At 63.6% G+C, this 22,596-nt stretch carries 18 protein-coding genes; 7 read left to right on the top strand and 11 right to left on the bottom strand.

Going from position 1 to position 22,596, the window contains the following annotated elements; genetic code table 11:
• Nucleotides 1-68 precede the first annotated feature (68 nt).
• The gene (locus tag AC0GUR_RS11095; protein ID WP_472877537.1) at nucleotides 69-671 is read right to left on the bottom strand and encodes an HNH endonuclease; all 603 of its coding nucleotides are present in this window, start codon (nucleotides 669-671) and stop codon (nucleotides 69-71) included.
• A 255-nt stretch (nucleotides 672-926) separates the two neighbouring features.
• Here AC0GUR_RS11095 and AC0GUR_RS11090 point away from each other — a divergent pair, with 255 nt between their 5' ends.
• Nucleotides 927-1,691 (top strand): SapC family protein, encoded by a 765-nt coding sequence (locus AC0GUR_RS11090; protein WP_472877536.1) that lies wholly within the window; start codon nucleotides 927-929, stop codon nucleotides 1,689-1,691.
• Nucleotides 1,692-1,877: 186 nt separating this feature from the next.
• On the top strand, nucleotides 1,878-2,279 hold the full coding sequence (locus AC0GUR_RS11085; protein ID WP_472877535.1) for an ester cyclase: 402 nt from the start codon (nucleotides 1,878-1,880) through the stop codon (nucleotides 2,277-2,279).
• Between the two features lie 39 nt (nucleotides 2,280-2,318).
• Here the strand turns inward: AC0GUR_RS11085 and AC0GUR_RS11080 are convergent, their stop codons facing one another.
• The 4 genes from AC0GUR_RS11080 to AC0GUR_RS11065 form a co-directional block, all read right to left on the bottom strand.
• Entirely contained in the window at nucleotides 2,319-3,038 is a 720-nt protein-coding gene (locus tag AC0GUR_RS11080; RefSeq protein ID WP_472877534.1) for a DUF899 family protein, read from the bottom strand.
• 58 nt (nucleotides 3,039-3,096) lie between these two features.
• Nucleotides 3,097-3,570 (bottom strand): GNAT family N-acetyltransferase, encoded by a 474-nt coding sequence (locus AC0GUR_RS11075; protein WP_472877533.1) that lies wholly within the window; start codon nucleotides 3,568-3,570, stop codon nucleotides 3,097-3,099.
• A 202-nt stretch (nucleotides 3,571-3,772) separates the two neighbouring features.
• The gene (locus AC0GUR_RS11070) at nucleotides 3,773-5,548 is read right to left on the bottom strand and encodes an acyl-CoA dehydrogenase C-terminal domain-containing protein (protein ID WP_472877532.1); all 1,776 of its coding nucleotides are present in this window, start codon (nucleotides 5,546-5,548) and stop codon (nucleotides 3,773-3,775) included.
• 37 nt (nucleotides 5,549-5,585) lie between these two features.
• Entirely contained in the window at nucleotides 5,586-6,068 is a 483-nt protein-coding gene (locus AC0GUR_RS11065; RefSeq protein ID WP_472877531.1) for a hypothetical protein, read from the bottom strand.
• 459 nt (nucleotides 6,069-6,527) lie between these two features.
• Here AC0GUR_RS11065 and AC0GUR_RS11060 point away from each other — a divergent pair, with 459 nt between their 5' ends.
• Nucleotides 6,528-6,995 carry an SET domain-containing protein gene (locus AC0GUR_RS11060; protein WP_472877530.1) on the top strand — a complete coding sequence of 156 codons (468 nt, stop codon included), beginning with the start codon at nucleotides 6,528-6,530 and terminating at the stop codon, nucleotides 6,993-6,995.
• A gap of 190 nt (nucleotides 6,996-7,185) precedes the next feature.
• On the opposite strand, the gene AC0GUR_RS11055 is transcribed toward AC0GUR_RS11060, so the two are convergent.
• Together AC0GUR_RS11055 and fusA are read right to left on the bottom strand one after the other, a co-directional pair.
• Entirely contained in the window at nucleotides 7,186-7,692 is a 507-nt protein-coding gene (locus AC0GUR_RS11055; RefSeq protein ID WP_472877529.1) for a GreA/GreB family elongation factor, read from the bottom strand.
• 134 nt (nucleotides 7,693-7,826) lie between these two features.
• A complete protein-coding gene (gene fusA / locus AC0GUR_RS11050; protein WP_472877528.1) occupies nucleotides 7,827-9,866 on the bottom strand; it encodes an elongation factor G in 2,040 nt (679 codons plus the stop codon).
• A gap of 402 nt (nucleotides 9,867-10,268) precedes the next feature.
• Between fusA and AC0GUR_RS11045 the strand changes: the two genes are divergently transcribed.
• From AC0GUR_RS11045 to AC0GUR_RS11030, 4 genes are all read left to right on the top strand, one after another.
• Nucleotides 10,269-11,165 (top strand): hypothetical protein, encoded by an 897-nt coding sequence (locus AC0GUR_RS11045; RefSeq protein WP_472877527.1) that lies wholly within the window; start codon nucleotides 10,269-10,271, stop codon nucleotides 11,163-11,165.
• A gap of 81 nt (nucleotides 11,166-11,246) precedes the next feature.
• Nucleotides 11,247-13,142: a hypothetical protein gene (locus AC0GUR_RS11040; RefSeq protein ID WP_472877526.1), complete on the top strand. Its 1,896-nt coding sequence runs from the start codon at nucleotides 11,247-11,249 to the stop codon at nucleotides 13,140-13,142.
• A gap of 131 nt (nucleotides 13,143-13,273) precedes the next feature.
• Complete coding sequence (locus AC0GUR_RS11035) at nucleotides 13,274-13,708, top strand: hypothetical protein (protein ID WP_472877525.1); 435 nt, start codon at nucleotides 13,274-13,276, stop codon at nucleotides 13,706-13,708.
• 198 nt (nucleotides 13,709-13,906) lie between these two features.
• Nucleotides 13,907-16,480 carry a hypothetical protein gene (locus AC0GUR_RS11030; RefSeq protein WP_472877524.1) on the top strand — a complete coding sequence of 858 codons (2,574 nt, stop codon included), beginning with the start codon at nucleotides 13,907-13,909 and terminating at the stop codon, nucleotides 16,478-16,480.
• Nucleotides 16,481-16,593: 113 nt separating this feature from the next.
• On the opposite strand, the gene AC0GUR_RS11025 is transcribed toward AC0GUR_RS11030, so the two are convergent.
• The 4 genes from AC0GUR_RS11025 to AC0GUR_RS11010 form a co-directional block, all read right to left on the bottom strand.
• Nucleotides 16,594-17,175 carry a DUF4136 domain-containing protein gene (locus tag AC0GUR_RS11025; RefSeq protein ID WP_472877523.1) on the bottom strand — a complete coding sequence of 194 codons (582 nt, stop codon included), beginning with the start codon at nucleotides 17,173-17,175 and terminating at the stop codon, nucleotides 16,594-16,596.
• 135 nt (nucleotides 17,176-17,310) lie between these two features.
• Nucleotides 17,311-19,554 (bottom strand): patatin-like phospholipase family protein, encoded by a 2,244-nt coding sequence (locus tag AC0GUR_RS11020; RefSeq protein WP_472877522.1) that lies wholly within the window; start codon nucleotides 19,552-19,554, stop codon nucleotides 17,311-17,313.
• A 213-nt stretch (nucleotides 19,555-19,767) separates the two neighbouring features.
• A complete protein-coding gene (locus AC0GUR_RS11015; protein WP_472877521.1) occupies nucleotides 19,768-22,032 on the bottom strand; it encodes a xanthine dehydrogenase family protein molybdopterin-binding subunit in 2,265 nt (754 codons plus the stop codon).
• Nucleotides 22,029-22,559, bottom strand: coding sequence for a (2Fe-2S)-binding protein (locus AC0GUR_RS11010; RefSeq protein ID WP_472877520.1), 531 nt, complete (start codon nucleotides 22,557-22,559; stop codon nucleotides 22,029-22,031). Before AC0GUR_RS11010 ends, AC0GUR_RS11015 begins: the two co-directional genes overlap by 4 nt.
• Nucleotides 22,560-22,596 lie beyond the last annotated feature (37 nt).

Below are 22,596 nucleotides of genomic sequence, written 5' to 3'. Positions count from 1 at the left end.
GCGGGGCAAGGGCAGAGGGGTGAAAACCTGCGGGCGACCGTCATTTCGGTGCCCAGAGGCCGGGCCGTTCAGGCCATCTGCTCCCGGCGATCGCGGGGCAGGTGGCTAACCAGGAATTCCATCTGATCGGCCAGGATATTGCGGTTGGAGAGAATCAGATGCTCCACCCAGCTGGGGCGGTAGGGCACGGCCAGCAGCGGCATATTGGCCTGCTGCGGCGTACGGTTGCTCTTGCGCAGATTGCAGGCCAGGCAGGCGCAGACCACGTTTTCCCAGGTGTCCTTGCCGCGCTTGGAGATGGGTATCACGTGATCGCGGGTCAACTCACCGCGGCTGAAGCGTTCGCCGCAATACATGCACAGAAAGCGGTCGCGGGCGAACAAGGCGGTGTTGGTGAGTGCGGGCGCAGGGTCGATGGCGTGATCGCGGCAGTGACCCGTGCTGGCAATGATCGGATGCAGGGAGAGTTTGCTCTGCTCGCCGCTGGCCCGGTTGTGGCCGCCATGCACCGTGAGGCAAGGATCGCCCAGGGTCCAGGCCACAGCGTCCCGCACATAGAGACAAACCGCCTCCTGCCAGCTGATCCAATCAAGAATACGGCCGGCGGCGTCCAGCGAAAGCACGCGGGTCGAATGGAGGTCGACGACGCGGCTAGGTACTTCCATCAGCATGCAAAACCGTCCTTCAACCCAGGGGAATGAACGTGCGGGCGATGCAAAGATGCTCGTAACCGGGTCAGGATAGACCAAATTCGTTACAGAACACACGCAAATGGTTGTCCCGGTTGGCAGAACGGTCCCGAAACGGGGTGTTCTCCCGCCGTGCCGGGCGCTGATATAGTGTTCGTTCATCTGTAAACCCGAGGCCGGGTTTGGGAGGGGGAGCCTGGGTGGCGACCCCGGCGCGGCTGGGGAGAGGTAGTTAACGTGGCTGAAATTCTTTTCTACGAGCGTCCCGTTCCGCTCAACCGTACCGAGCACAAGGACCTGCGCATCAAGCCGATCCCGAACCTCAAGTTCGCGAGCGCGGTGCACTCGGTGCCGCTGACTGGTGTGGAGTTCCCCGCTGCAGCGCGTGACCTGCCTGTCCTGTTCGGTGGTACCACGCCCGAAGATGCCGGCCCGATGGCTCTGCTGGGCATGCGTCAGAACGAGAACCTGTTCATCGATGCCGATGGCCGCTGGGAAGCCAACATCTATATCCCGGCCTTCGTCCGTCGCTATCCGTTCGTGCTGGCCGAGAAGCCGGTGGGCGCCGAAGGTGACGATTTCACCGTGTTCCTCGACGAGGCTTACGAAGGCTTCGGCACCGCGGACGGCGATCGTCTGTTCAAGGAAGACGGCACCGAAACCGAGCTGCTTACCAATGCCGTGAAATTCCTAGGCGAGTTCCAGCAGCACGTGTCGCGCACCCAGTGGTTCATGGAGCAGCTGCGCAAGCATGACCTGCTCGAGCCGCGCAACATTCGTCTGGAGAGGGACGGCAAGAGCATCAATCTCAATGGCCTGTTTGTGGTCAACGAGGAAAAGCTGCGCCAGCTGGACGAGAAGACCACGCACGAATTCCTGCGCGAAGGCGTGTTTGGCTGGATCTATGCCCATCTGCTGTCGCTGGCCAACATCGACCGCGTGGCACAGCGTCTGATCCAGCGTGAGCAGGCGGAAGAAGCCGCTGCCGCTCTGAAGAACTGAAGTTCGTGGTGTCGCGGCATCCGGTGATGCCGCGACACCCGCCTCGCAACGCGCAAGGCGTTGCGATTGAGGCGCCCCAGGGCGCATAGCCCGACCTCCTCACATATTCCACGCACGGCCAGGCGATATGCTTGTGAGGCCCGGAGGCTTGCGCACTCCGGAGGAGCTCTCCCCCAAGGGCGCGGCATGTCTGAGCAGAACAAGCGCGTAGTGATGACCTACGTCGACGCCTTCAATCGCGCCGATATCGACGCGGTGTGCGCCGTCTTCGCGCCCGATGCCCAGATTCACGGCGCGCAGGGCTGGGGTGGGCTGGCTATCGCCCGGGACGAGTGGGGGGAGCTTATGCGTTGTTTCCAGGTCAGCCTTGAAGCCGACGACGTCGTGGCCGAGGGGGATGCCGTGGCTGTCTGCTACACCGAGCGCGGCCGTTCGGTGGAGTCATTCCGTGGGGGAGAAGTGACCGGGCGTGACTATGAGGTGATCGCCATGGAGTGGTTTGTGGTGAGGGGCGGCCACATCGAGCGATGTTGGCGCGCGCGCGACGCGGCGTCGGTGTTCCGCCAGATGGGGTTGCCGCAGCCGTAGGTCAGGTGAACGGATCTCGGCGCGTGGGGCTTGATTGCATCAAGGCTTCGCCTCATCGGGATACGTGAGACTGGGTCGCCACTCCGCGCTGCGGCCTTCGGGCGTGCAGTCGAGCACGTTCCACAGTGGCCAGATGGGATCGACATGACGAGGATCCTGCCCTGGTTCGGTGGGTACGAACATCAGCTCGCTACCCCAGGTGTGGTGGATCTGCCCATCGCGGCGCGTAAACACATTGAGGGCGGGCAACTGGCGCCCATCGGTGCTTTCGCCGTGATAGTCCGCGTTGTACGTGTTGTGCGCTGACGACAGCAGATGCAGGTGGCGCCAGCCGCGTTCGCGGGCGAAATGGCGGATGCGCTGGATCGGCGACTTGGCGACGACGGCCACATTGGTGCGCTGTCGCAGATGCGGCATCTCGGCGTCGAGTGCGTCGAGGATGGACGAGCACGACGGGCATGGCTGTGTCATGGCCGGTCCGAACATGAAGCTGTAGATCACCAGGCTGTCCTTGCCTTCCTCGAACAGTTCCCAGAGGCGCACCTGACGTTCGATGTCGGTGTCGATGGGTGTCTCGCCTTCATCGTCGAAGGAGTAATCCACCGGAACGGGGCCGCCGAGTGGCAGAGCACGGCGCAAGGCCGCCGTAGCTTCAACCTGTCGGCGCAACTCCATTTCGGCACGCAACAGACGGTCGCGGGCGACACGATAAGCGTGGCTTTCGCCGGGGAATCGTACGTTGTGCAGCGGCTGGTTCATGGCAGGCTCCTCCAACGGCCGCCTGCGTGGCGGCCTTGTGCCCTTCACTGCTACAGCTTCAGCGCACGGGCTTGGCGAGCCTCAGCAGATCGGCCGCATATCCCGCACTCTCGTAGATGGCACGTGCCCGTTCGTTGCCAGGAAACACCGCCAACGTGATGAGCTGGCAGCGATGCTCGCGTGCCCACGACTCGGCATGATCGAGCAGCGCACGACCTACGCCACGGCCTTCGTAGTCCCCGTCCACCGCGATATCCGAGATATGGCAGTTGGAGCGGCCGTTGAAATAGTCCTGGGTCTTCTGCAGGTGGATGAAACCCACCGGTTCGCCGTCGTCGTCTTCGGCCACAAACAGAAAGCTGTTGGCCGGTTGCTCGTCGAGGTGGCGCATCAAGTCGTTGCGGATGCCTTCGATGCACTCGTGACGTCGACGCCAGGGTGGCAGGGTGAAGTCGACGAAGCGCGGCACGAGACCAAGGATGAAATCGTCGTCGTCCTCGGCCAGGCGAATCAGGTACGTGGTATCGCTCATGCGGGAAAGCCGGATTAGCGAGAAGGGTCCACCGTTTCTACACCCAGCCGGGTGATGGCGGTAGTCCCTGAAGACAAGAAGAGAACCCACCTGTGGGAGCGCACCCTGTGCGCGACTGGCCTGGTCGCAGTCGCGCACAGGGTGCGCTCCAACAAACAGAAAAGGGCCCCTCCGTCACGGAGGGGCCCTTCGGTGCATCACATCAGGCGATGGCGGGGATGGTGTCCACGCCGGCCTCGATGGCTGCCTTGTGGCCCAGGCAACGCGGCAGGATGCGGGCGAAGTAGAACTTCGCCGTATCGCGCTTGGCCTGCTTGAAGGCCTCCTGCTGGCTGCCGTTGGCCAGTGCGGCCACGCTGCGCGCCCACATGTAGGCCAGGGTGATGTAGCCGGAGTAGTACAGGTAGTCCATAGCGGCAGCGCCCAGCTCTTCCGGGTTGGCCATCACGCGCTGGGCCAGCGACAGGGTGAGGTCCGCCCACTCCTTGGTATGGACGGCCAGCGGGCCGATCAGGCCGGCCAGTGCCGGATCCTGCGCGTGCTGCTGGCAGAACGCCTGGATCTCCTTGGCGAACACCTTGAAGCCTGCGCCCTGCAGCTGGAGGATCTTGCGGCCCAGCAAGTCAGCAGCCTGGATGCCGGTGGTGCCTTCGTACAGGGTGATGATGCGGGCGTCGCGCACGAACTGCTCTACGCCATTCTCGGCGATGTAGCCGTGGCCGCCGTACACCTGCAGCGCTTCCTTGGTGCACTCCTGGGCCAGCTCGGTGACCACGCCCTTGGCGATCGGAATCAGGAAGGCGACCAGGTCGCTGGCAGTCTTGCGGGCGGCCTCATCGGTAGCGCGGGCTTCCACGTCGGTCTGCAGCGAGGTGTACAGCAGCAGCGTGCGCGAGGCTTCGACCATGGCGCGCTGGGTCAGCAGCATGCGACGCACGTCCGGCTGCACCATCAGGTTGTCGGCCACCTTCTCCGGGAACTTCGGACCCGTCAGCGAGCGGCCCTGCAGACGTTCGCGAGCATAGTTGGTGCTGTTCTGCAGCGCGCGCTCGGACAATGCCAGGCCCTGCACACCCACGCCGAGGCGAGCGGCATTCATCATGGTGAACATGGCGGCCAGGCCTTTGTGCGGCTGGCCGATGAGGTAGCCCTCGGCCGCGTCGAAATTCATCACGCAGGTGGCCGAGCCACGCAGGCCCATCTTGTGCTCGATAGCGCCGGCCGCGACGGTGTTGCGCGCACCCAGCGAGCCATCGGCGTTCACCTTGAACTTCGGCACGATGAACATCGAGATGCCACGGCTGCCGGCCGGCGCGTCGGGCAGGCGGGCCAGCACGAGATGGATGATGTTTTCAGCCAGGTCATGCTCGCCCGCGCTGATGAAGATCTTGGTGCCGGTGATCTTCCAGCTGCCGTTCTCGCCCGCTTCGGCGCGGGTCTTGAGCAGGCCCAGGTCGGAGCCGGCTTGCGGCTCGGTCAGGCACATGGTGCCGGTCCAGCGACCCTCCACGATGGGCTTGAGGTAGGTGTGCTGCTGCTCCTCGGTGCCATGGATTTCCATGGCGTGGCAGGCACCTTCCGACAACAGCGGATACAGGCTCCACGACAGGTTGCCCGACTGGAAGATCTCGGTGGTGGCGGTGCCGACGGCGTTCGGCAGCGCCTGGCCGCCGAAGTGCTCGGCCTGGGTGAGGCCGGTCCAGCCGCCTTCGGCAAACGCCTTGAAGGCCTCCTTGAAGCCCTTGGGCGTGGTCACCGTGTGGTTGGCTTTGTCGAAGTGGCAGCCTTCCTCATCGCCGCTGGCGTTGAACGGGGCCAGCACGGCTTCGCTCAGGCGGCCGGCTTCTTCCAGCACGGCGTCGATCAGATCGCGCGTATGGCCTTCGCCACCGGTCAGGCTGGTCAGCACGGCATCGGCACCGAGCACGTCAAAAAGAGCGAAACGCTGGTCGTCGAGCGGGGCCTTGTAGATGGTCATGGCGAAGTTCCTGTGTGGGTCATGCAGGCGCTGTTGATCAGCGCCAGGTGTTGGGGATGCCCGGCACCGGCGAAAGCCAGTCGTTGCCGTGGAAATTGAAATCGCGAGCCTTGCCTTCCTGCTCGGGTTTGGCGTTGGCCGAGCCGCTCACGCTGTAAGGGACGCTGCCGGCGCTGCCCTTGACCGCGGCGGCCTTGATGGCGGCCGTCATCTCGGGTGTGGGGAGCAGGTTGATCTGGGTCACGTCGGCAGCGAACGGCGGAATGTCCAGGTCGAAGCGGCCATGCAGGCGCACTGGCACCAGGTCGGCCACCTTCAGCTCGCCGTCGATCGAGGTGAATTCCATGCCGCCGTAGCTGTTGTTCTGAATGCGGACGGTGACGCGCCACTGGCCATTCGGCTGGGCGGTCATTTCCTGGATGCTCACGGTTGGCGGAAAAACACTCTTCCGCGGCGGCCCGCAAGCCACCAGGCCAGCCACCAGAACACCCAGCGCTACATAGCGAAGCAGTCGTCCCATGGAATCACCTCAAACGATTGTTTGAATTCTAGAGCCTGTTTGCTGGCTATGCATAGCCCGCGTTGGTCCGGAGTGGCCCCCAGGGAGTGGGGGGTGGCGAAGCTCCTGACTGGTGGTCAGGTCAAGCCGCGCCGCGCTCCCTAGGGGCCACTCCGGACCAACCCTTCGGGCCGGGCCTGTTTGCCCGCATGCCTGCGTCATCACTCGGTTATGTATCGACATACACGCCCTCATTCTTCCTTGGCCTGCGAGCAAACAGACCCGGCGCGGGCCATGCATAGCCAACAAACAGGCTCTCGAGGATGACCTCGGCGTCTGTCCATGACCAGGACCCATCCACTTCATCTCACCTGAGGTGCGATCACACCCCCGTGATTGAGGGGGGGCCTGAAGGAAAGGTTCCCATTGCGCAGCGCAACAGGCATCATCGCGGGCTCCCCTCATAACTCCTGTTTGCCCATGACCCGTCGCATCGCAGCCCGTCGCTCGCCCATCCATGGCAATGGTGTTTTCGCTGTCGCACCCCTTAAGAAGGGCGAAGAAATCGTCGAGTACAAGGGCACCTTGATGACGCACGCGGAAGCCGACGAGATGTACGGCGACGGCGGTGAAACCGGGCACACCTTCCTGTTCACGCTGAACGACGAGTACCTGATCGACGCCAACCGCAAGGGAAACACAGCGCGCTGGATCAATCACAGCTGTGAGCCAAACTGCCAGGCCGTGATCGAAGAGAACGCCGATGGCAATCCGCGCAAGGACCGCGTGCTGATCGAAGCCATCCGCAACATCAAGCCGGGCGAAGAGCTGACCTACGACTACGGCATCACGCTGGATATGCCGCATACCGCGCGGCTGAAGAAGCTGTGGGAGTGCCGCTGCGGTTCCAAGAAGTGCACGGGCACGCTGCTCAAGTCTAAGCGCTGAACCAAGCCACCCACCCATCCCTGTAGGAGCGCACGCGTGCGCGACCGCAGGGATGGGGTGTATCTCTGTCGCCGATGGCCGTAGACGCCGTGGTCTGGCGATTGATCGATGGATACCTGGCAACAACCGGGTACAGCAGTTACGAGAGACGTAACAGTCGCGCACGAGTGCGCTCCTACAGCCAGCGCCATCAGGTGTCGTCGGGGTAGTCGATACTGATCACTTCGACCGTGATGTCACCCGCCGGCCTTTGCCACACCACCTCATCGCCCACCCGCGCACCCAGTAGTGCGGCAGCCAGCGGCGACACATAGCTCACCAGACCATGTTCCACGTCGGCCTCATCCTCGCCGACGATGCGATAGCGTGCTTCACCATCGTTGCTGTCCACGGTCACCAGGGCACCGAAGGCCACGCGGTCGCGCGGCTGCTGTGCCAGATCCACTTCGATGGCGCTGCCTACGCGTGCGTTGAGCCAGCGCAGCTCGCGTTCGATGGCGGCCAGCTCCCGTTGTTGTGGCAGCGTCTCGCCGCCCGAGGCATGCAGGGCATCGCGCTGCTCACGCGCCGCTACCAGACGCGCGCGCAGCTGCGCCAACCCCCGCGGGGTCACGTAGTTGGGATGTTCGCTCAGCGGGATATCCGGTAGGCGTTCGCCCGCGGATTCATCCGCATCCTTCACGAAGGAGCGACTCATCGCATGCCTCCAGCGCCGGAGATCCGGTGCATATCGTCGGTCAATACATGGCGACGTTGTCGTCGCGCCTCAAGCTTCGTTCGCGGGGCAGACTGGCGCGGTTCACGCCGCGCCGGTCTGCTGGAGGCGAGCGGTCAGTCGTCTTCCACGTGTGGCTTCCATGCCTCGGCGAGCTGTTTCTGGACCGGCGGCGGCACCGGTTCGTAATGGCTGAGATCCAGGCTGTAGCGCCCACGACCTCCAGTCATCGCCTTTAGCTCGGTGGGGTAGTCGGTGAGTTCCGCCAGCGGCGCCTGTGCCTTGATGACCAATTCGCCGCCGCGCAGCGAATCAGTGCCAAGGATGCGGGCGCGCTTGCCGGCGAGGCCGCCGGTGACGTCGCCCACGCTGGCTTCGGGAATCGCCACTTCGACGTCCACGATGGGTTCCAGCACGATCGGACGTGCCTTGCCTATGGCATCCAGAAACGCCTTCTTGCCTGCACTGATGAAGGCCACTTCCTTGGAATCCACTGGGTGGTATTTGCCGTCGTACACGATCACGCGTACGTCCTGGATCGGATAGCCGGCGATGGCGCCAGCCTCCAGCGCCTGGCGAATGCCTTTCTCGATCGCCGGCAGGAATTGCCCGGGGATCACGCCACCCTTGATGGCGTCGACAAACTCGAAGCCAGCGCCACGATCGAGCGGCTCCACGCGCAGGAACACCTCGCCAAACTGACCGGCACCACCGGTCTGCTTCTTGTGTCGGTGATGGCCTTCGGCGCGAGCCGCAATGGTCTCCCGGTAGGCGATGCGCGGCGGATGCGTGGTCACCTCGACGCCATAACGCTCTTTCATGCGCTCGAGCATCACCTTCAGATGCAGGTCGGATAGCCCGCGCACTACGGTTTCGTTGAGCTCCTTGTGATGCTCCACGCGAAAGCACGGGTCTTCCTCCGCCAGTCGCGCCAGCGCCTGCGAGAGCTTCTGCTCCTGACCTTTGTGCTTGGGCTCGAGTGCGAGCCCGAACATGGGTTGCGGGAAGCGCATGGGTTGTAGATGGATGCGGTCCTCATCGTGTGAATCGTGCAGCACCGCGTCGAAATGGATTTCTTCGACCTTGGCGATGGCGGCGATGTCGCCAGGAATGGCCTGATCCACCTCCTCATGCGCTTTGCCGCGCAAGCGGAACAGGTGCCCTACCTTGAAGGCCTTTTTGCTGTCATCGATGAACAGCTGCGTATCGCGTCGAAGGGTGCCTTGCCATACGCGAAACACACCCAGCTTGCCCACGAACGGGTCGTTGACGATCTTGAAGACGTCAGCAATCACATGTTGTCTGGCGTCGGCGTTGACGGTGACGGCTTCGTCCTCGCCATTGAGGAAGGGCGGGGCATTGCCTTCGGCCGGGTTGGGCAGCAGGCGATCCGCGAGTTCCAGGAATTCCTTGATGCCGACACCCGTACGGGCGCTGACAAAACAGATCGGCACCAGGTGACCTTCGCGCAGGCATTGTTCAAAGGCGTCGTGCAGCTCCTGCGGACTCAGATCGCCTTCGCCGGCATCGAGGTAGTGGCCCATCACGGATTCGTTGATCTCCACCACCTGATCGATGATGCGTTGATGCGCATCGGTGAGTGAGGAGAAATCCGTGACGCCATCGCCGTGGAAAAAGCAGTCGAGCACTTGCTTGCCACCTTGCGCCGGCAGGTTGACCGGCAGGCACTGCGTACCGAACTCATCGCGCAGCGCGTCGACCAGAGCCGCAAGCTTGGTGCCATCGCAGTCGATCTTGTTCACCACGAGCACGCGAGCGAGGCTGCGCTCGGCGGCGCGCTCCATGATGCGTCGCGTGCCGTACTCGATGCCGTTGGACGCGTTGACCACGATGGCCACGGTCTCGACGGCAGCGAACGCAGAAAGCGTTGGCCCACGGAAATCCGCATAACCGGCGGTATCGATGAGGTTGATATGGCTGCTGCCGAACGGCACGCCGGCGATAGCGGTGTCGATGGAGTGTCCGCGCGCTTTTTCCTGTTCGTCCGTATCCGATTGCGTGCTGCCACGCTCTACCGAACCCTGGGTCTGAATGACACCGCCGGCATGCAGCAGGGCTTCAAATAGCGTGGTTTTGCCGGTGCCGGCATGTCCGGCAAGCGCAATGTTGCGGATGTTTTCCGTGTTGTACGACACGATGCGACCCTCCCATGGCTGGGCGCGGAATCGTGCCGACGTTGACCTGCGGCGCCGCACGAAGCCGCGCAAGCGGCTGACAATGGCGGGCCGTCATGGTCGTCCAGGCGTGCGGGACGCGGGGGCGGTCATGGCGGGTACGGTCAGGGGTGACCGTTTGCATAGCCTTGAACCATTGCCCGGCGGGGTCAAGTTGCAGTGCGGGGAAGGGGAACCCTTGGGGTGTCCTGCTTGTCAGCAGAAGTCCCCCCTTACGCCACCAGCAGGAAGCTAGCGTGAGGTGTTTTCCCATGTGAGAAGGGAATCCCCATCGAACACACCGAGCAGGTCGAACACCATCGCTGGACGCTGCCCGCCCCAAACGCACGCGGGCTGGCGCCCCTCGATGGCCCCACACGCGCGTTGCTGCATCAGCTTCGCTGGCGCAAGACCCCGCCTAGCCGCGGGCGGCGCTGGCTGGTGGTGGGCATCGTGCTGGTGCTGCACGCCCTGTTCATCTGGCTGACCTGGCACGAAATGCAGTCACCACCGGAAGTGGCAGCAGCGAAGCAAGGCCAGCGCGAGGCGTTGCAGGTACGGCTGATTCCCCGGCCCGCACCGAAGCCGCCCATCGAAGCGCCATCACCGCCATCGCCGCTGCCTGCACCCGCGCCGGTACCCAAGCCGCCGGTTGTGCATGAGTCGCCGGCCAAGAACGCGATGACGGTGAGCCTGCCGCCCGCACCTGCGACATCGGTGGCGCCACCAGCGGCGCAACTCTATGACTCATCGGGACAGATTGCGCTGCCGGCGGGTGTCGGCAGCGCGCCGTCGCCGGGGACGCCCGATTACGTGCAGCGCGGACCACGCGGCGACAGCAACGTGATGCAGCACAACAGCCCCGTTACCTACCAGGCAACGCGCTTTGACAAGGATTGGTCGAAGAGCAGCGGCAACGTCGTCCAGGATGCGCTGAAAAATGCAGTCGACAGCACGACGGTGAAGCACACGTTCCATGTCGCCCCGGGCGTACGCATCCACTGTGCCGTATCGTTCGCAGCGCTGGCGGGTGGCTGCGGCGGCGACCCGCCGCCAACGCCATCGTCCAAGAGCAGCGATATGCGCCTCAATATGGCACCCGCCAATGTACTGGCGCCGGCTCCTTCGGCACCCAAGACGCCCAGCGTCGAGGAATGCATTGCCATCTATCGCGCGGATAAACCGTTGCCACAAGGCTGCCCGGTCGATACACCCACTCGTTCCGTGGATGCCGAGATGCGCGAGCGTGCAGCACATCAAAACGATCAGGGAGGCGGGTGATCGGCGCGCCGGGCTTCTCAGAACGCCCATGGCGCCCGCTACACTGCACGCATGGACCGGGAATCCGCAGACCGACTGACCGTGACGCTTCCATCGCCCAAGTCGGCGGCGGAGCGTGCGTTCGTCTATCGCCGTCGTCGCGCAGAAAAGCCGCGCGAGCGTTGGCTGCGCATTGTGGGTCTGGCAGGTGCGCTGATCGTGCACCTGGTGTTTCTGTTTGGCGCTGTGCTCGGGTCCGCCTATGAGATGGAAGAGCACAACGAGGAGTCGAACGCCCCGTTGGTGGTGCGTCTGATCGAGAAGCCGAAGGAAGAGCCGCCACCGCCGCCCCCTGTGCGTGGTACGCCACCGAAGGAAGTTGGGCCGGTGCATCACGGCAACGCCAGTCAGGCGCCGCGAACGGCACGTCAAAGCACGTCCTCCGCGAAAACCAACAACGAACTCGCGCCCGTTCCGGTGCCGGCGTTGCAGACGCCGGTGGTCACCGACGTACCCAAGGCCAGCACGCCCAAGCCGGAGATCACCGCGGCGCCGCTGCCGCCGGTGACGGTGCCCAAGCCGGCGCCGACCGAGCAGTTGCAGCCGGTACCGGTCGCACCGGAACCGCCACAGGTAGCCATGGAGGCGCCAGCGGTGGAAAAGCCGGTGCCACCGAAATTCCAACCCGAACCTGTGCGCAAACCGCAGGCCGAAGGCAATCAGGCCATGCCGCCACCGGCATCGCTGGCCATTCCCGAGGTGCCGCCGCAATCGGCGCCCATGGTGACGCCGCCCACTATCGCGATGGAAAAGGCCGCTCCCACCGCGAGCAAGCCCAGCATTGCACCCGCCGTTCGCCCGGAAGAGCCGGTATCGCCACCGGAGCCGGAAATGCAGGCCGTGCCGCTGCCCGCGCAGGCGGCACCCACCGTCAATCTGCAGCCGCAGCCCAACCAGGTGACACCGGTGGTGCCGCGCGAGCAACCCAAGGTCGCATCGCCCGCCGTTCGCGTCGCCGAGGAGCCGGAGCTGGAAGCGGTACCGCTGCCGCCCAATCCGCAGCCAAGCCTGGAGCGACCGGAGGCGCCGCGTCTTGAGACGGTGGCACCCAAAGCGGTTGCGTTGGACAACAAACCCTCCATCGAGCGTCCGCAGATATCCACGGAAACGCCTTCGGTGGCGTCACCCACACAGGCCAGCGCCGCCTCACCTGCGGCACCCGCGGCGTCGCAGACGTCCAGTGCCTCGAGCGCGAAGGAAAGCACCGCCAGCAACGAAGCGAGCCGTGCGCCTGGCGAAAGCGGCGTGAGTAGCGCGCCCAACGCAACACCGCAAGGCAGCGCATCCGGAACACCGGGCCAACCCAACGGTGTGAACCAGTCGCCGAGCACCGCTGGCAGCAGCGGCCTCAACCTCAACTTGCCGCCGGGCCAGGGCAGCGGTCAGGGCAACAAGGGGCAGGGCGAGTCTGAAGGCGGCACTGGCAGCTACGTGCAACTCAAGCCGCACGGCAATACGGAGATCATGTCGCACAACACGCCGAACATTGGCTACCAGTCCACGCGCTTCGAAAAGGACTGGACGCCGGAGGGTGAAAGCTCGATCGACACCGCGTTGCGACATGCGGTGGAGAAAACCACCATGCGCCACACGTTCCATCTGCCGCGCGGCGTGCGTGTCGAGTGCGTGGTCATGCCGTTGTTCCCGGTGGCGCTGTTTGGTTGCGGCTCTGGCGATCCGCCGCCCAAGCCGGTGGACGATGTGGTCTACGACAAGATGAAGCTCGCACCAACCAATCCGTTGGTTCCGCCGCCGGCACCTGCCAGCGCCACGCCCAACACGGCGACCATCAAACTGGACAACAGCGCTCAGTGCGCTGCCGCTCGTGTTGCAGGCGGACCCCTACCGCCGGGGTGTCAGATCGATCCTCCAGTCATCCCTGCAAGCCCTGCGCGCAGTGGTAGCACGTGGGTTCCTGCCAGCGATCAGTTCCACTGACCCGAGCGGGCGCATCGCGTACGCCGATGCCGGTGCCGGGTAGTTTTGCGTTGCGGGCTGTAGGAAAAGGTTGATAGCAACGCGCTCTGACGGGTGGCTAGGCTGCCGTTTTGGTTGCCTGAGGCCAGCGCATGAAGAACTACCTGATCGCTCCGTTGTTGCTCGCCGGCTTGTTGGTTGGGACGCATGCGCACGCCAATGAAGAGCTGGATTGCAAGCTGCATTACAACCTCAGCAGCTGGTCGCTCATTTATGAGCACGTCAGCGGCAACGGCGTGGTGACCTGCAGCAACGGCCAATCCATGAAGGTGAAGCTTGAGGCGCACGGCGGTGGGCTTTCGGTGGGCAGCTCGAGCGTCGACGATGGCACCGGGGTGTTCACCGCGCTGCATTCCATCACGGAAGTGCCTGGCACTTACGCCGACGTCAATGCGAGAACCGCCATCAAAGCCGGCGATGCGCAGGTGCTTACCAAGGGCGTCGTCTCGCTGGCGATCGCCGGTGTCGGGCACGGTTTGGAGATGGGCGTAACCGTCGGCGCGCTGACCATCAGCGAAGACAAATAGTCGGATGCCGTCGCGAGCATGGGTAGTCGATGAGACGGCGCACTATTTCCGTCCGACCGGTTGCTGCTAGGTAGATCTACTTACCAGCGCTTCGAAAAATTGCGCTACCGATCATGTGTATCGCCCCGCATGCTCGGCAGTGTCACCGCCACACCCTTGCTTTGGCGCGAGCCAATGACATGACAAGGGTTCATTGCCATGAGGTACCGCATGTACATAGCGCGTTGGTCTGCTCTGGTGCTGGCGTTGGGCCTGGTCATGAACGACCCGGGTCTCGCCCAGCAAACTCCCACCCATGCGCCTGTTTCCACGCAGAGCTCGGTGGACTTGCGGCCCTGGCCACATACGTTCGATGTCGACGGCCTGCACCTGATCATGCATCACCCTCAACTCGACAGTTGGACTGGCAATGAGTTGAAGGGACGCGTTGCGGTGGAGGTGAAAACCGGCACGCAACTTGGCAGTGATGGCAAGTCGCACGACGTCATGGCCTACGGCGTCGCCTGGTTCACGGCGCGCACCGTCACCGACAAAATGGCGCGCGAAGTTACCCTGGTAAACGCGACAATCGACAAGGTGGCGTTCCCGACGGATACGACGCGGGAGGCACATTACAAGGACGTGTTGCAAGGCATCGCCGCTCGCGGCAATCAGGTAGCCGACCTCGATACGCTGGAGGCATCGCTGGCCATCAGTCACGAGCAGGGCGACGTGAAGAACGTGGCCGTGCGCAACGACCCGCCGCAGATCATTTTCTCCTTCAAGCCGGCGCTGCTGGTGCTGATCGACGGCACACCTGCGCCACGACCCACCGGTTCGGCCGGTGTCAGCCGTGTCGTCAATACGCGTTCGCTGCTGCTGCAACAAGGTGATCAGTACTACCTGAAGTTCGCCAGCCGCTGGGTGAAGTCGTCCACGCTGGATGGCCCATGGGTATCGGTGAAGACGCCACCGGCTGCCGTCGTGCAGGCAGGGGAAGCTGCCGTGAAGACCGAGCAGGTGGACCCGCTGGACCATCCATCGGACGCCCTGAAGCAGGTGCTGGCCTCCGGCCAGACGCCCGACATCGTGGTGCGCACGCAGCCTTCCGAACTGATCATGGTGAATGGCGATCCGCAGTTCGAGGCCATTCCCGGTACCCAACTCGCCTATGTCACCAATACGTCGGCCGATGTGTTTGTCGATCAGGCGCATGGTGCTGCGTGGTACTTGTTGGTCTCCGGTCGTTGGTTTACCGCGGATTCGACAAACGGTCCCTGGCATTACGTGGCGGGCAAGGATCTGCCGGCGGATTTCGCCAACATTCCTTCCGACAGCCCGAAGAGCGCGGTACTTGCATCGATCCCCGGCACACCCGAGGCGCGGGAGTCGCTGATCGCCAACAGCATCCCGCAGACGGCAACCGTCAACACGCACACGACGGAGCTGCACCTGTCTTACGACGGTGCGCCCCAGTTCAAGCCGATTGATGGCACGTCGCTTTTCTATGCATGGAACACGCCCGTGCCGGTCATCCAGGTAAGTGCGAACGCTTACTACTCGGTGCAGAACGGTGTCTGGTTTACCTCAGGAGCGCCGAACGGCCCTTGGTCGGTGGCGATGAATGTGCCGGCGGTGATCTATTCGATTCCCGCGAGCTCGCCGTTGCACTACATCACCTACGTGTATGTCTACGGTCATTCAGACGATCAGGTTTACGTTGGCTACTCACCGGGCTACTTTGGCACCGTGGTGACGGATGGTGTGGTGGTTTACGGCACGGGTTACGCCTGCAACTCCTGGGTGGGCAACGCGTGGTACGGCTGCCCGGCTACTTATGGTTTCGATGTGTCCTTCGGCTGGACGCCGTGGGCAGGCTGGGCCTTTGGTTTTGCCTGGGGTGCTGCCTGGGCTTCGGCCTGGTACGGACCCTGGTGGGGCCCGTGGGGTTATTGGGGCGGTTATTACCCTGGTTACTGGGGCGGTGCCATTTCCGCGGCAAATATTTATGGCCGTTGGGGTAACAGCGCGGTGGCCGGTCGTGGCGTGGCGTGGAGCAACCCGTGGACGGGGAACTACGGCGGTGCCGTACGTGGCGGGTACTACAACCCGACCACCGGCGGGCATGGCCAGGGCTATGCATGGCGCAACACCAACGCCTACACCGGCATCACCTCCGGCGGCGCGGCTGGCATGCGTTACAACCCGCAGACCGGTCGCGCGGTTATGGGTCAGGGTGGTGCGGCGGTGAATCCGTACACGGGCAATGCCGTCGCTGGCGGTGAACATACGGCGGTGAACACCCATACCGGTCGTGTCACGCAGGCCGGCGGCGTTGCCGGTCGCACCAATCAAGGTGCGGCTGCGGCGGGCGCCTTCAATTCGCAGGGAGTGGCCGGCAACGTACACGGTGCGGGCTACGTGAACTACAACAGCTCAACGGGCCAAGTTAACCATGGCGGTGTGGTCAATGCGAATGACCATATTTATGCAGGCCATGACGGCAACGTGTACCGGTACAACCCGGGGCAAGGTTGGGAAAAAGCCGGTGCCAATAGCAACTTCAGCCATGTCGCCAGCCCCGACGGCGCGGGTACGGAGCAGGACCGCGTCGCCCGTGGCAGCAGTATGAATGGATCGTCGTTCAACGGCTCGCAGGATCACTCCCAGCGCCAGCAGTTCGACCGCAGCAACGTCAACGACCGATTTCATGGCCAGATGGGTGGTTACCGTCCGTCGTTCGGTGGCGGTCACTTTGGCGGTGGCGGTTTCCGTGGTGGGTTCCGGCGTTAAGCCGGAGTCCCCTTGAGGGCATCCTGCATCGGGGCCCGTAAAGAAAACTCGCGACCGCTCGACATTGCCATTCCAGCCTTTGCTGGAATGGCAATGTGTTCTATCAATGACGCTTAGCGAAGAATGCCATCGGCCCTGAGTTTTGGAATCAGCGTTTGCGCCAGCTGTGTCGTGGTCTTGGGAATGTCGTCGGTTCTCACGCCTTGCGTGGTCACGGTCCAGACGAGCTTTTCGGTCCTCGCATCCCACACACTGGTCTCCAGCGTCACCACGTCGTACTGATACACATTGGGGGCGGATGCCCACGCACCGCCATACCAGCCATAAAACCCGCCATACATCGGGCCACTCGGTGTCACGTTGATCTTTTGCTCCACGCGCTGCACTCGCGTGACCAGCACGGCCTGGGCACCGTTCTTTTTCACCAGATCACGCAAGCTCACGGCACCGGTTGTGCCTGGGGGAATCTGCGTGTAACTGGGCAATGCCTGCACGCCGGCGGCCTGCAGCTGCTGGGAGAAGGTGTCCTCGAAAATGTGGCGCATGGTGTCGCTGCGAGAAATACCCACCACCACTACGCTGGACGCCGGCGGGCCCGGCCAGGACGGGTCGCGCCACTGATTCGTGACGCTCACGGTCTGGCAGGCACTGAGCAGCAGGCCGGTGACAAGCATGAGTAAGCGCATCGGTTTCATGGCATGGACTCCAGGTATGGGCGCGCCTTGGGGGCGGCAGCGCATTGTGTGTCCGCCCCTGTGGACGCCGCGCGATTACTGCCGCGCAACGCCCTTTCCGCCACACGTGTTGATACCGTCAGGCCACGCCCGGGTTCACGGTTGCTGTCCCAGCAGCGAGCCAAAGGTCAGGTAGACCGACGAGTGGCCGCCCTCGCCATAGCCGTAGCTCAGGAACAACGGCCCCAGCGGCGTTTGGATGCCAAGGAACAGACTGCCTGCGTAGAGCAGTGAATTGAGCTCGACCTGGCTCTTGTCATGCCAGGTATTACCCGCCTCCAGGCTGGCGCCCACATAGATGGGCGTGGAGAAGATGGCGTCCATCTGGCCGGTTCGCCGGTAAAGCACGGCATGCGCATAAGCCGACTGATTGCCGTACAGCGAGCGCTCGGGATAGCCCGACAGATTGAGGAAGCCGCCCAGGAAGCTCTGCGCTTCGAAGAAGTTTGCATTGTCGATGGCGCTTGCCGCGCGCACGCCCAGCAGCAGGTGGTAGCGAGTATTGGTCAAGCCGAGGTTGGGTACCCAGTCGGCACTGAAGCGGGCGACATCACCTTTGGAGTTGCTACCTAGCCACGGGCGATAGAAGCTGTAGTCGAAATTGACGTGCGCGCCACGGGTGGGAAATTGCGCGTTATCCAGGCTGTCCCAGTCCGCGCCGATCTTGGCAACGCTGTAGTCTTCCGTACTGTTGAAGAAGTCGACCGGGTTGCCGACGCGCAAATCACCGTTGTCGCGCCCGCGTGCGAACGAGGTGTACAAGCGCAGGTTGGTGGAGGGCGTCCAGCCCGTCTCCACGCCAAGGTACCGTCGCTTGATGCGGTATTCCGCCAGCTGTTGCTTGGCATCGTCGACGAAGTACGGATAGTCCTCGTTGCGTAGCAGCCCATAAGGCATGACATACGTCGAAGCGCCTCGCCCGAACGGTTGGTAGAACTCGGTCTCCAGACCTCCGAAGCGACCAGCCCACACGGTGTTTCGCCATTCCGCCGCGTAGCGGTTGACGTTGGTGGCGGTGATCTGGGCGGAGATGAGGTATTCGCTGCGTCCCTTGAAGTCGTCATTCAGCTCAAAGCCCACCTTGCCGTAGGTGGGGCCCCAGGGCTTGTCGCGCGGAATGATCAGTACGCCGCGCTGATCGTCTTTCTGTTGCAGGCGATAGTCGATCGATTGATAGTCACCGGTGCCATAAATGCTGCCGATCTGTTTCTCCAGGCTGGCCGGGTCGAACGGTTGGCCGACGTTCTTGACCAGGCGCTGGTCCACATAGTGCGCGTTGACCGTGTGGCTGCGATCCACGTTCAGAAAGGCCACCAGCCCCGGATCGAAATCGCGCTTGCGGTGCTGGGCCACGAAGGCCGCCCATTGATCGGGCCCCACCGAGAGCGCACGCAAACGGGGAAGGGCGGCTTCCGCCGCAGCGCGACCGATCGCGACGGCTTCAGCACCGCGATTGAATTCGGCGGCGCTCATGTCGCCAAGTGCCGGCGTAATGAGGATGTCTTCCGGGCCCAGCGTATCGAGCTGGCGCTGGGTTTTTTCCTCCATCAGTGCGCTCACCATCTGGTTGAGCACAGATACCGGGTTGGTCAGCTGGTCCTTCTTCAACAGCGGTGAGCCCACGTTGACCACAATGAGTCGTTGCGCACCCATGCCGCGCACCACGTCGATCGGCACGTTGTCCATCAGGCCGCCATCGACCAGTAACTTGTCATCCACGTTGGTGGGCGCGAAAGCGCCGGGTACCGACATGCTGGAGCGGATCGACAAGGCCAGGTCACCCGAGCCGAACACCACCGGCTTGCCCGCCACGATATCGGTGGCCACCGCCCGGAACGGAATCGACAGCTGGTCGAAGTCGTGCACGTCCCAAGTGGACAACAGCAAGCGACGCAACAGCAGCAACAGCTTCTGCCCCTGCACCACGCCAGCAGGCGTCACGATGCGGCCGTCCTTGTAGCCCACTTCGAAATTCAGCAGGTAGCGATAGTCGTTGTCCTTGCGCCGCATTGGCATCTCCGAGCGTGCAGGGTCGTCGGAGAACAGATCATTCCAATCCAGCGTCGTGATGATGTCCTGCATCTCCAGCGGCTTGAAGCCGGCTGCGTACAGGCCGCCGACGATGGAGCCCATGCTGGTGCCTGAAATGCGGCAGATCGGAATGTGTTCGCGTTCCAGCACTTCGAGCACGCCAATGTGTGCCGCGCCGCGCGCGCCACCGCCGCCGAGCACAAGACCAATGCACGGCGTGGTAGATGGGGTAGGGGACGATGATGGCGATCCTGCCAATGCCTGCGTACATAGCAACAGCAACGCGATCAGTGCGAAACAACGGCGCATTGATAGTCCTTTCTGAAGGGACGCGGCAAGGCCAGGCATTGCCGACGATACGGCATCCTATGATAGAACCGATGTCGTTTGCGTTGATGTAAGCACAACCGTGCATCGGCATGAAGGCCGATACACGGTTTCGTCACAAAATTTTCTGCTGACGCTGCGTCTCGCGATCGTGATGCGATAAGAAAGACATGGGCCTGCGCAGGCCCATGTCACTTAGAGCAAGCGCAACATTTCTTTCATCAGCGGCAGACGACGCACGCGCACTGCACTGACACGGAACACCGCATTGGCGAGTGCTGGCGCCGCGGTGGGCATGGCCAGGAAGCTGGCACCGCTCGGGTCGCGATCGCCCGGCACCAGGATGACTTCGGTGGTGTCGGGCAGCTGCGCCATGCTGCCGAGCGGGTAGTCCTTCCAATTGCGCTGCTGGACCTGGCTGTCCTTGTAGCTGATGGAAAGGTTGAGCGCCGTGGACAAGGCGTCGAGCGTGGCACCCGAAATCTGACCTTCGAGACCCGTGGGGTTGATGACGCGACCCACATCCACCGCGCATACCACACGCTCAATGTTGAGGCGTTCACCTTGCAGCGAAGCCTCCACGGCATGCGCGACGTAAGTGCCGTTGATGTGCCAACAGGCAATGCCCAGGCCGTTGACGGTGCGCAGCCAGTTCTTCCACTCGATGCGGTCGGCCACCAGCTTGAGCACATTGATCAGTCGGCCGGTGTCGAGCGTCTGTCCGTCGCCGAGCGGGATCATGCGTGGCTCGCCGATCAGGCGCAGACGCGTGACCAGCGGATCTTCCTTCATCGAATGCGCAATTTCGTCGACGAAGCTTTCGACCGCGAACGCATTGCTCAGGTGAGGCATGCCCCGGGCCGGGCCGCGCGGCATGGCCGACGACAGCGAATACCAGTCGCTGCGCAGGTTGGGTACGAGCCCGGCAGGCAACTGGTGCGCATCGACCTCGGACGACCAGAGACGGTCGTCAGGCACGCCGCGATGGGTGAGTGCCGACGCGCTGGCCATGCGCTGGTTCCAGCTGATGAGCTGGCGTTTGCCATCGAGGGTTGCGCTGAATTTGTGCACGGAAGCGGAGCGGTAATAGTCCTGCGTGAGGTCCTCATCGCGGGTCCACATCAGCTTGACCGGCCGTTCCATTTCCTTGGCCAGCAGCACCGCTTCGGCCACATAGTCGTGATCGAGGCGGCGGCCATAGCCACCACCCACGCGCGGCACTCGAATCTCGATCTGGCTGGGCGCGAAGCCGGTCAGCCGCTGCACCACCTTCCACGCCTGCTGTGGTGCCTGCGTGGGTACCACCAGCATGGCGCCATCCTTGGTGATGCGCGCCAAGCAATTCATCGGTTCAGGCGTGGCATGCGCCAGCCACGGTTGCACATAAGTGGCCTCGACGCGATGCGCGGCTTTCTTGCCCGCAACCTCGACATCACCATCGTTGCGCACGCGCGCAGTGGGCGCGGCGTTCTTGTCGTTGAGCAGGTCAGAAGCCTGCTGCTCAAACGCGGCGCTGCTTTCGCTCTGGCTGCCGGCTTTCCACGCAAGCTTGAGTTTGGCGCGACCTTGCAGCGCCGCCCAGGTGTTTTCTGCCAGCACGGCCACGGCCGGTGCGCGGACGGTTTGTCCCAGCGGCAAGCCGGCTTCGGGTTTTAGCTGCACCACTTTGACCACGCCCTTCACAGCCATGGTGTCGGTGGTGTCCAGGCTTTCCACCGAGCCGTCCGTCCACGGGCAATGATTGAGCACAGCCACCAGCGCATCACCGAGATAGCTGTCCAGCGCGTAGATGGTCTGGCCGGTGACGATGGCGCGGGCATCGATATCGCCCGCTGGCTGGCCGATGAGGGTGTAGCGATCAGGTGTCTTGACGGGTACCGGCGAGCTCGGCGGCGCGATCTTCGCTGCGGCTGCGGCCAGGGTGCCGTAGCCAAAGCGGCGGCCATCCGGCGAGATCACCGAGCCTTCATCGCAGTGCAGGCGATCGGCAGGCACGCCTAGGTGGCGCGCGGCGGCCTGCAACAGCAGCCAGCGCGCCAGCGCGCCCGCCTGGCGCAGATCGGCCCAGGCGGCGGGTATCGCATTGCCCTGGCCGCCGATCTGGTGCCCGAAGGTCCAGTGCGGCTGGCCGTTGTCGTCTTCCACGCCCAAGCCCAGCGATACGGCGCTGACCCGCGTCCAGTCGGCATCGAGTTCATCGGCGATGATGCGCGGCAGCGAGGTGGAGGTGCCGGTGCCGGTATCCGGGTCGCGCACGCCAATCAGCACGTTGCCGTCGGCATCGATGCGCACATAACCGCCCAGACCGTAAAGCGTGTCGCCGCGCAGGGCGGCGGGTACCGGAAGATCCGCGGCGTCGGCAAAGCCAATGCCCACCACCAGCGCACCGGCTGTGCCGGCCAGCACCTGCAGGAAACGGCGGCGCGAGAGCTGCACGGTATGGTCGCTGTGCCCGCTCATGCGTGGCCTCCCTTGGCAACGCGCTTGATGGCTTTGCGCACGCGCGTCTGGCACCCGCAGCGGCAGAGGTTGGGTAACTGGTCGATGTCGTTGTCGCTCGGCTGCGGGTGGCGATTGAGCAGGTCGAGCGAAGCCATCAGCCAGCCCGGCGTGCAGTAGCCGCAGCCAATGGCGTCTTCATCCACGAAGGCCTGCTGCAGCGGATGCAGCTTGCCGTCGGCTGCCGCGAGACCTTCCACCGTGGTGACGGATTTGCCGGCGAGCTTGGCCATCGGCACGCTGTTGGCGGAGGTGAGCTTGCCGTCCACCAGCACCAGGTCATAGCCACCTTCGCCGTGCTCACCGCTGTACTTGGTGCCGGTGAGCCGCAGTACGTCGCGCAGATACCACAGCAGCGGCATCTCATCATCGCCGGTGTGGCGGTAACTCCTGCCGTTGATCGCCAGGTCGACTCCCTCGCGTACCTTCTCGGGCACGATGGTGCTGCTCGATCGGGGTGTCAGGATCTGGTCTTGCGCGCTCGCCATCGGTGGAACTCTCCTTCGCAATCCACGCATTGTGGCA

It is taken from the genome of Dyella sp. PARNA 12/25 (assembly GCF_055702865.1).
The sequence above is the reverse complement of the archived record's forward strand: the minus strand, read 5'-3'. Positions and strand labels throughout refer to the sequence as shown.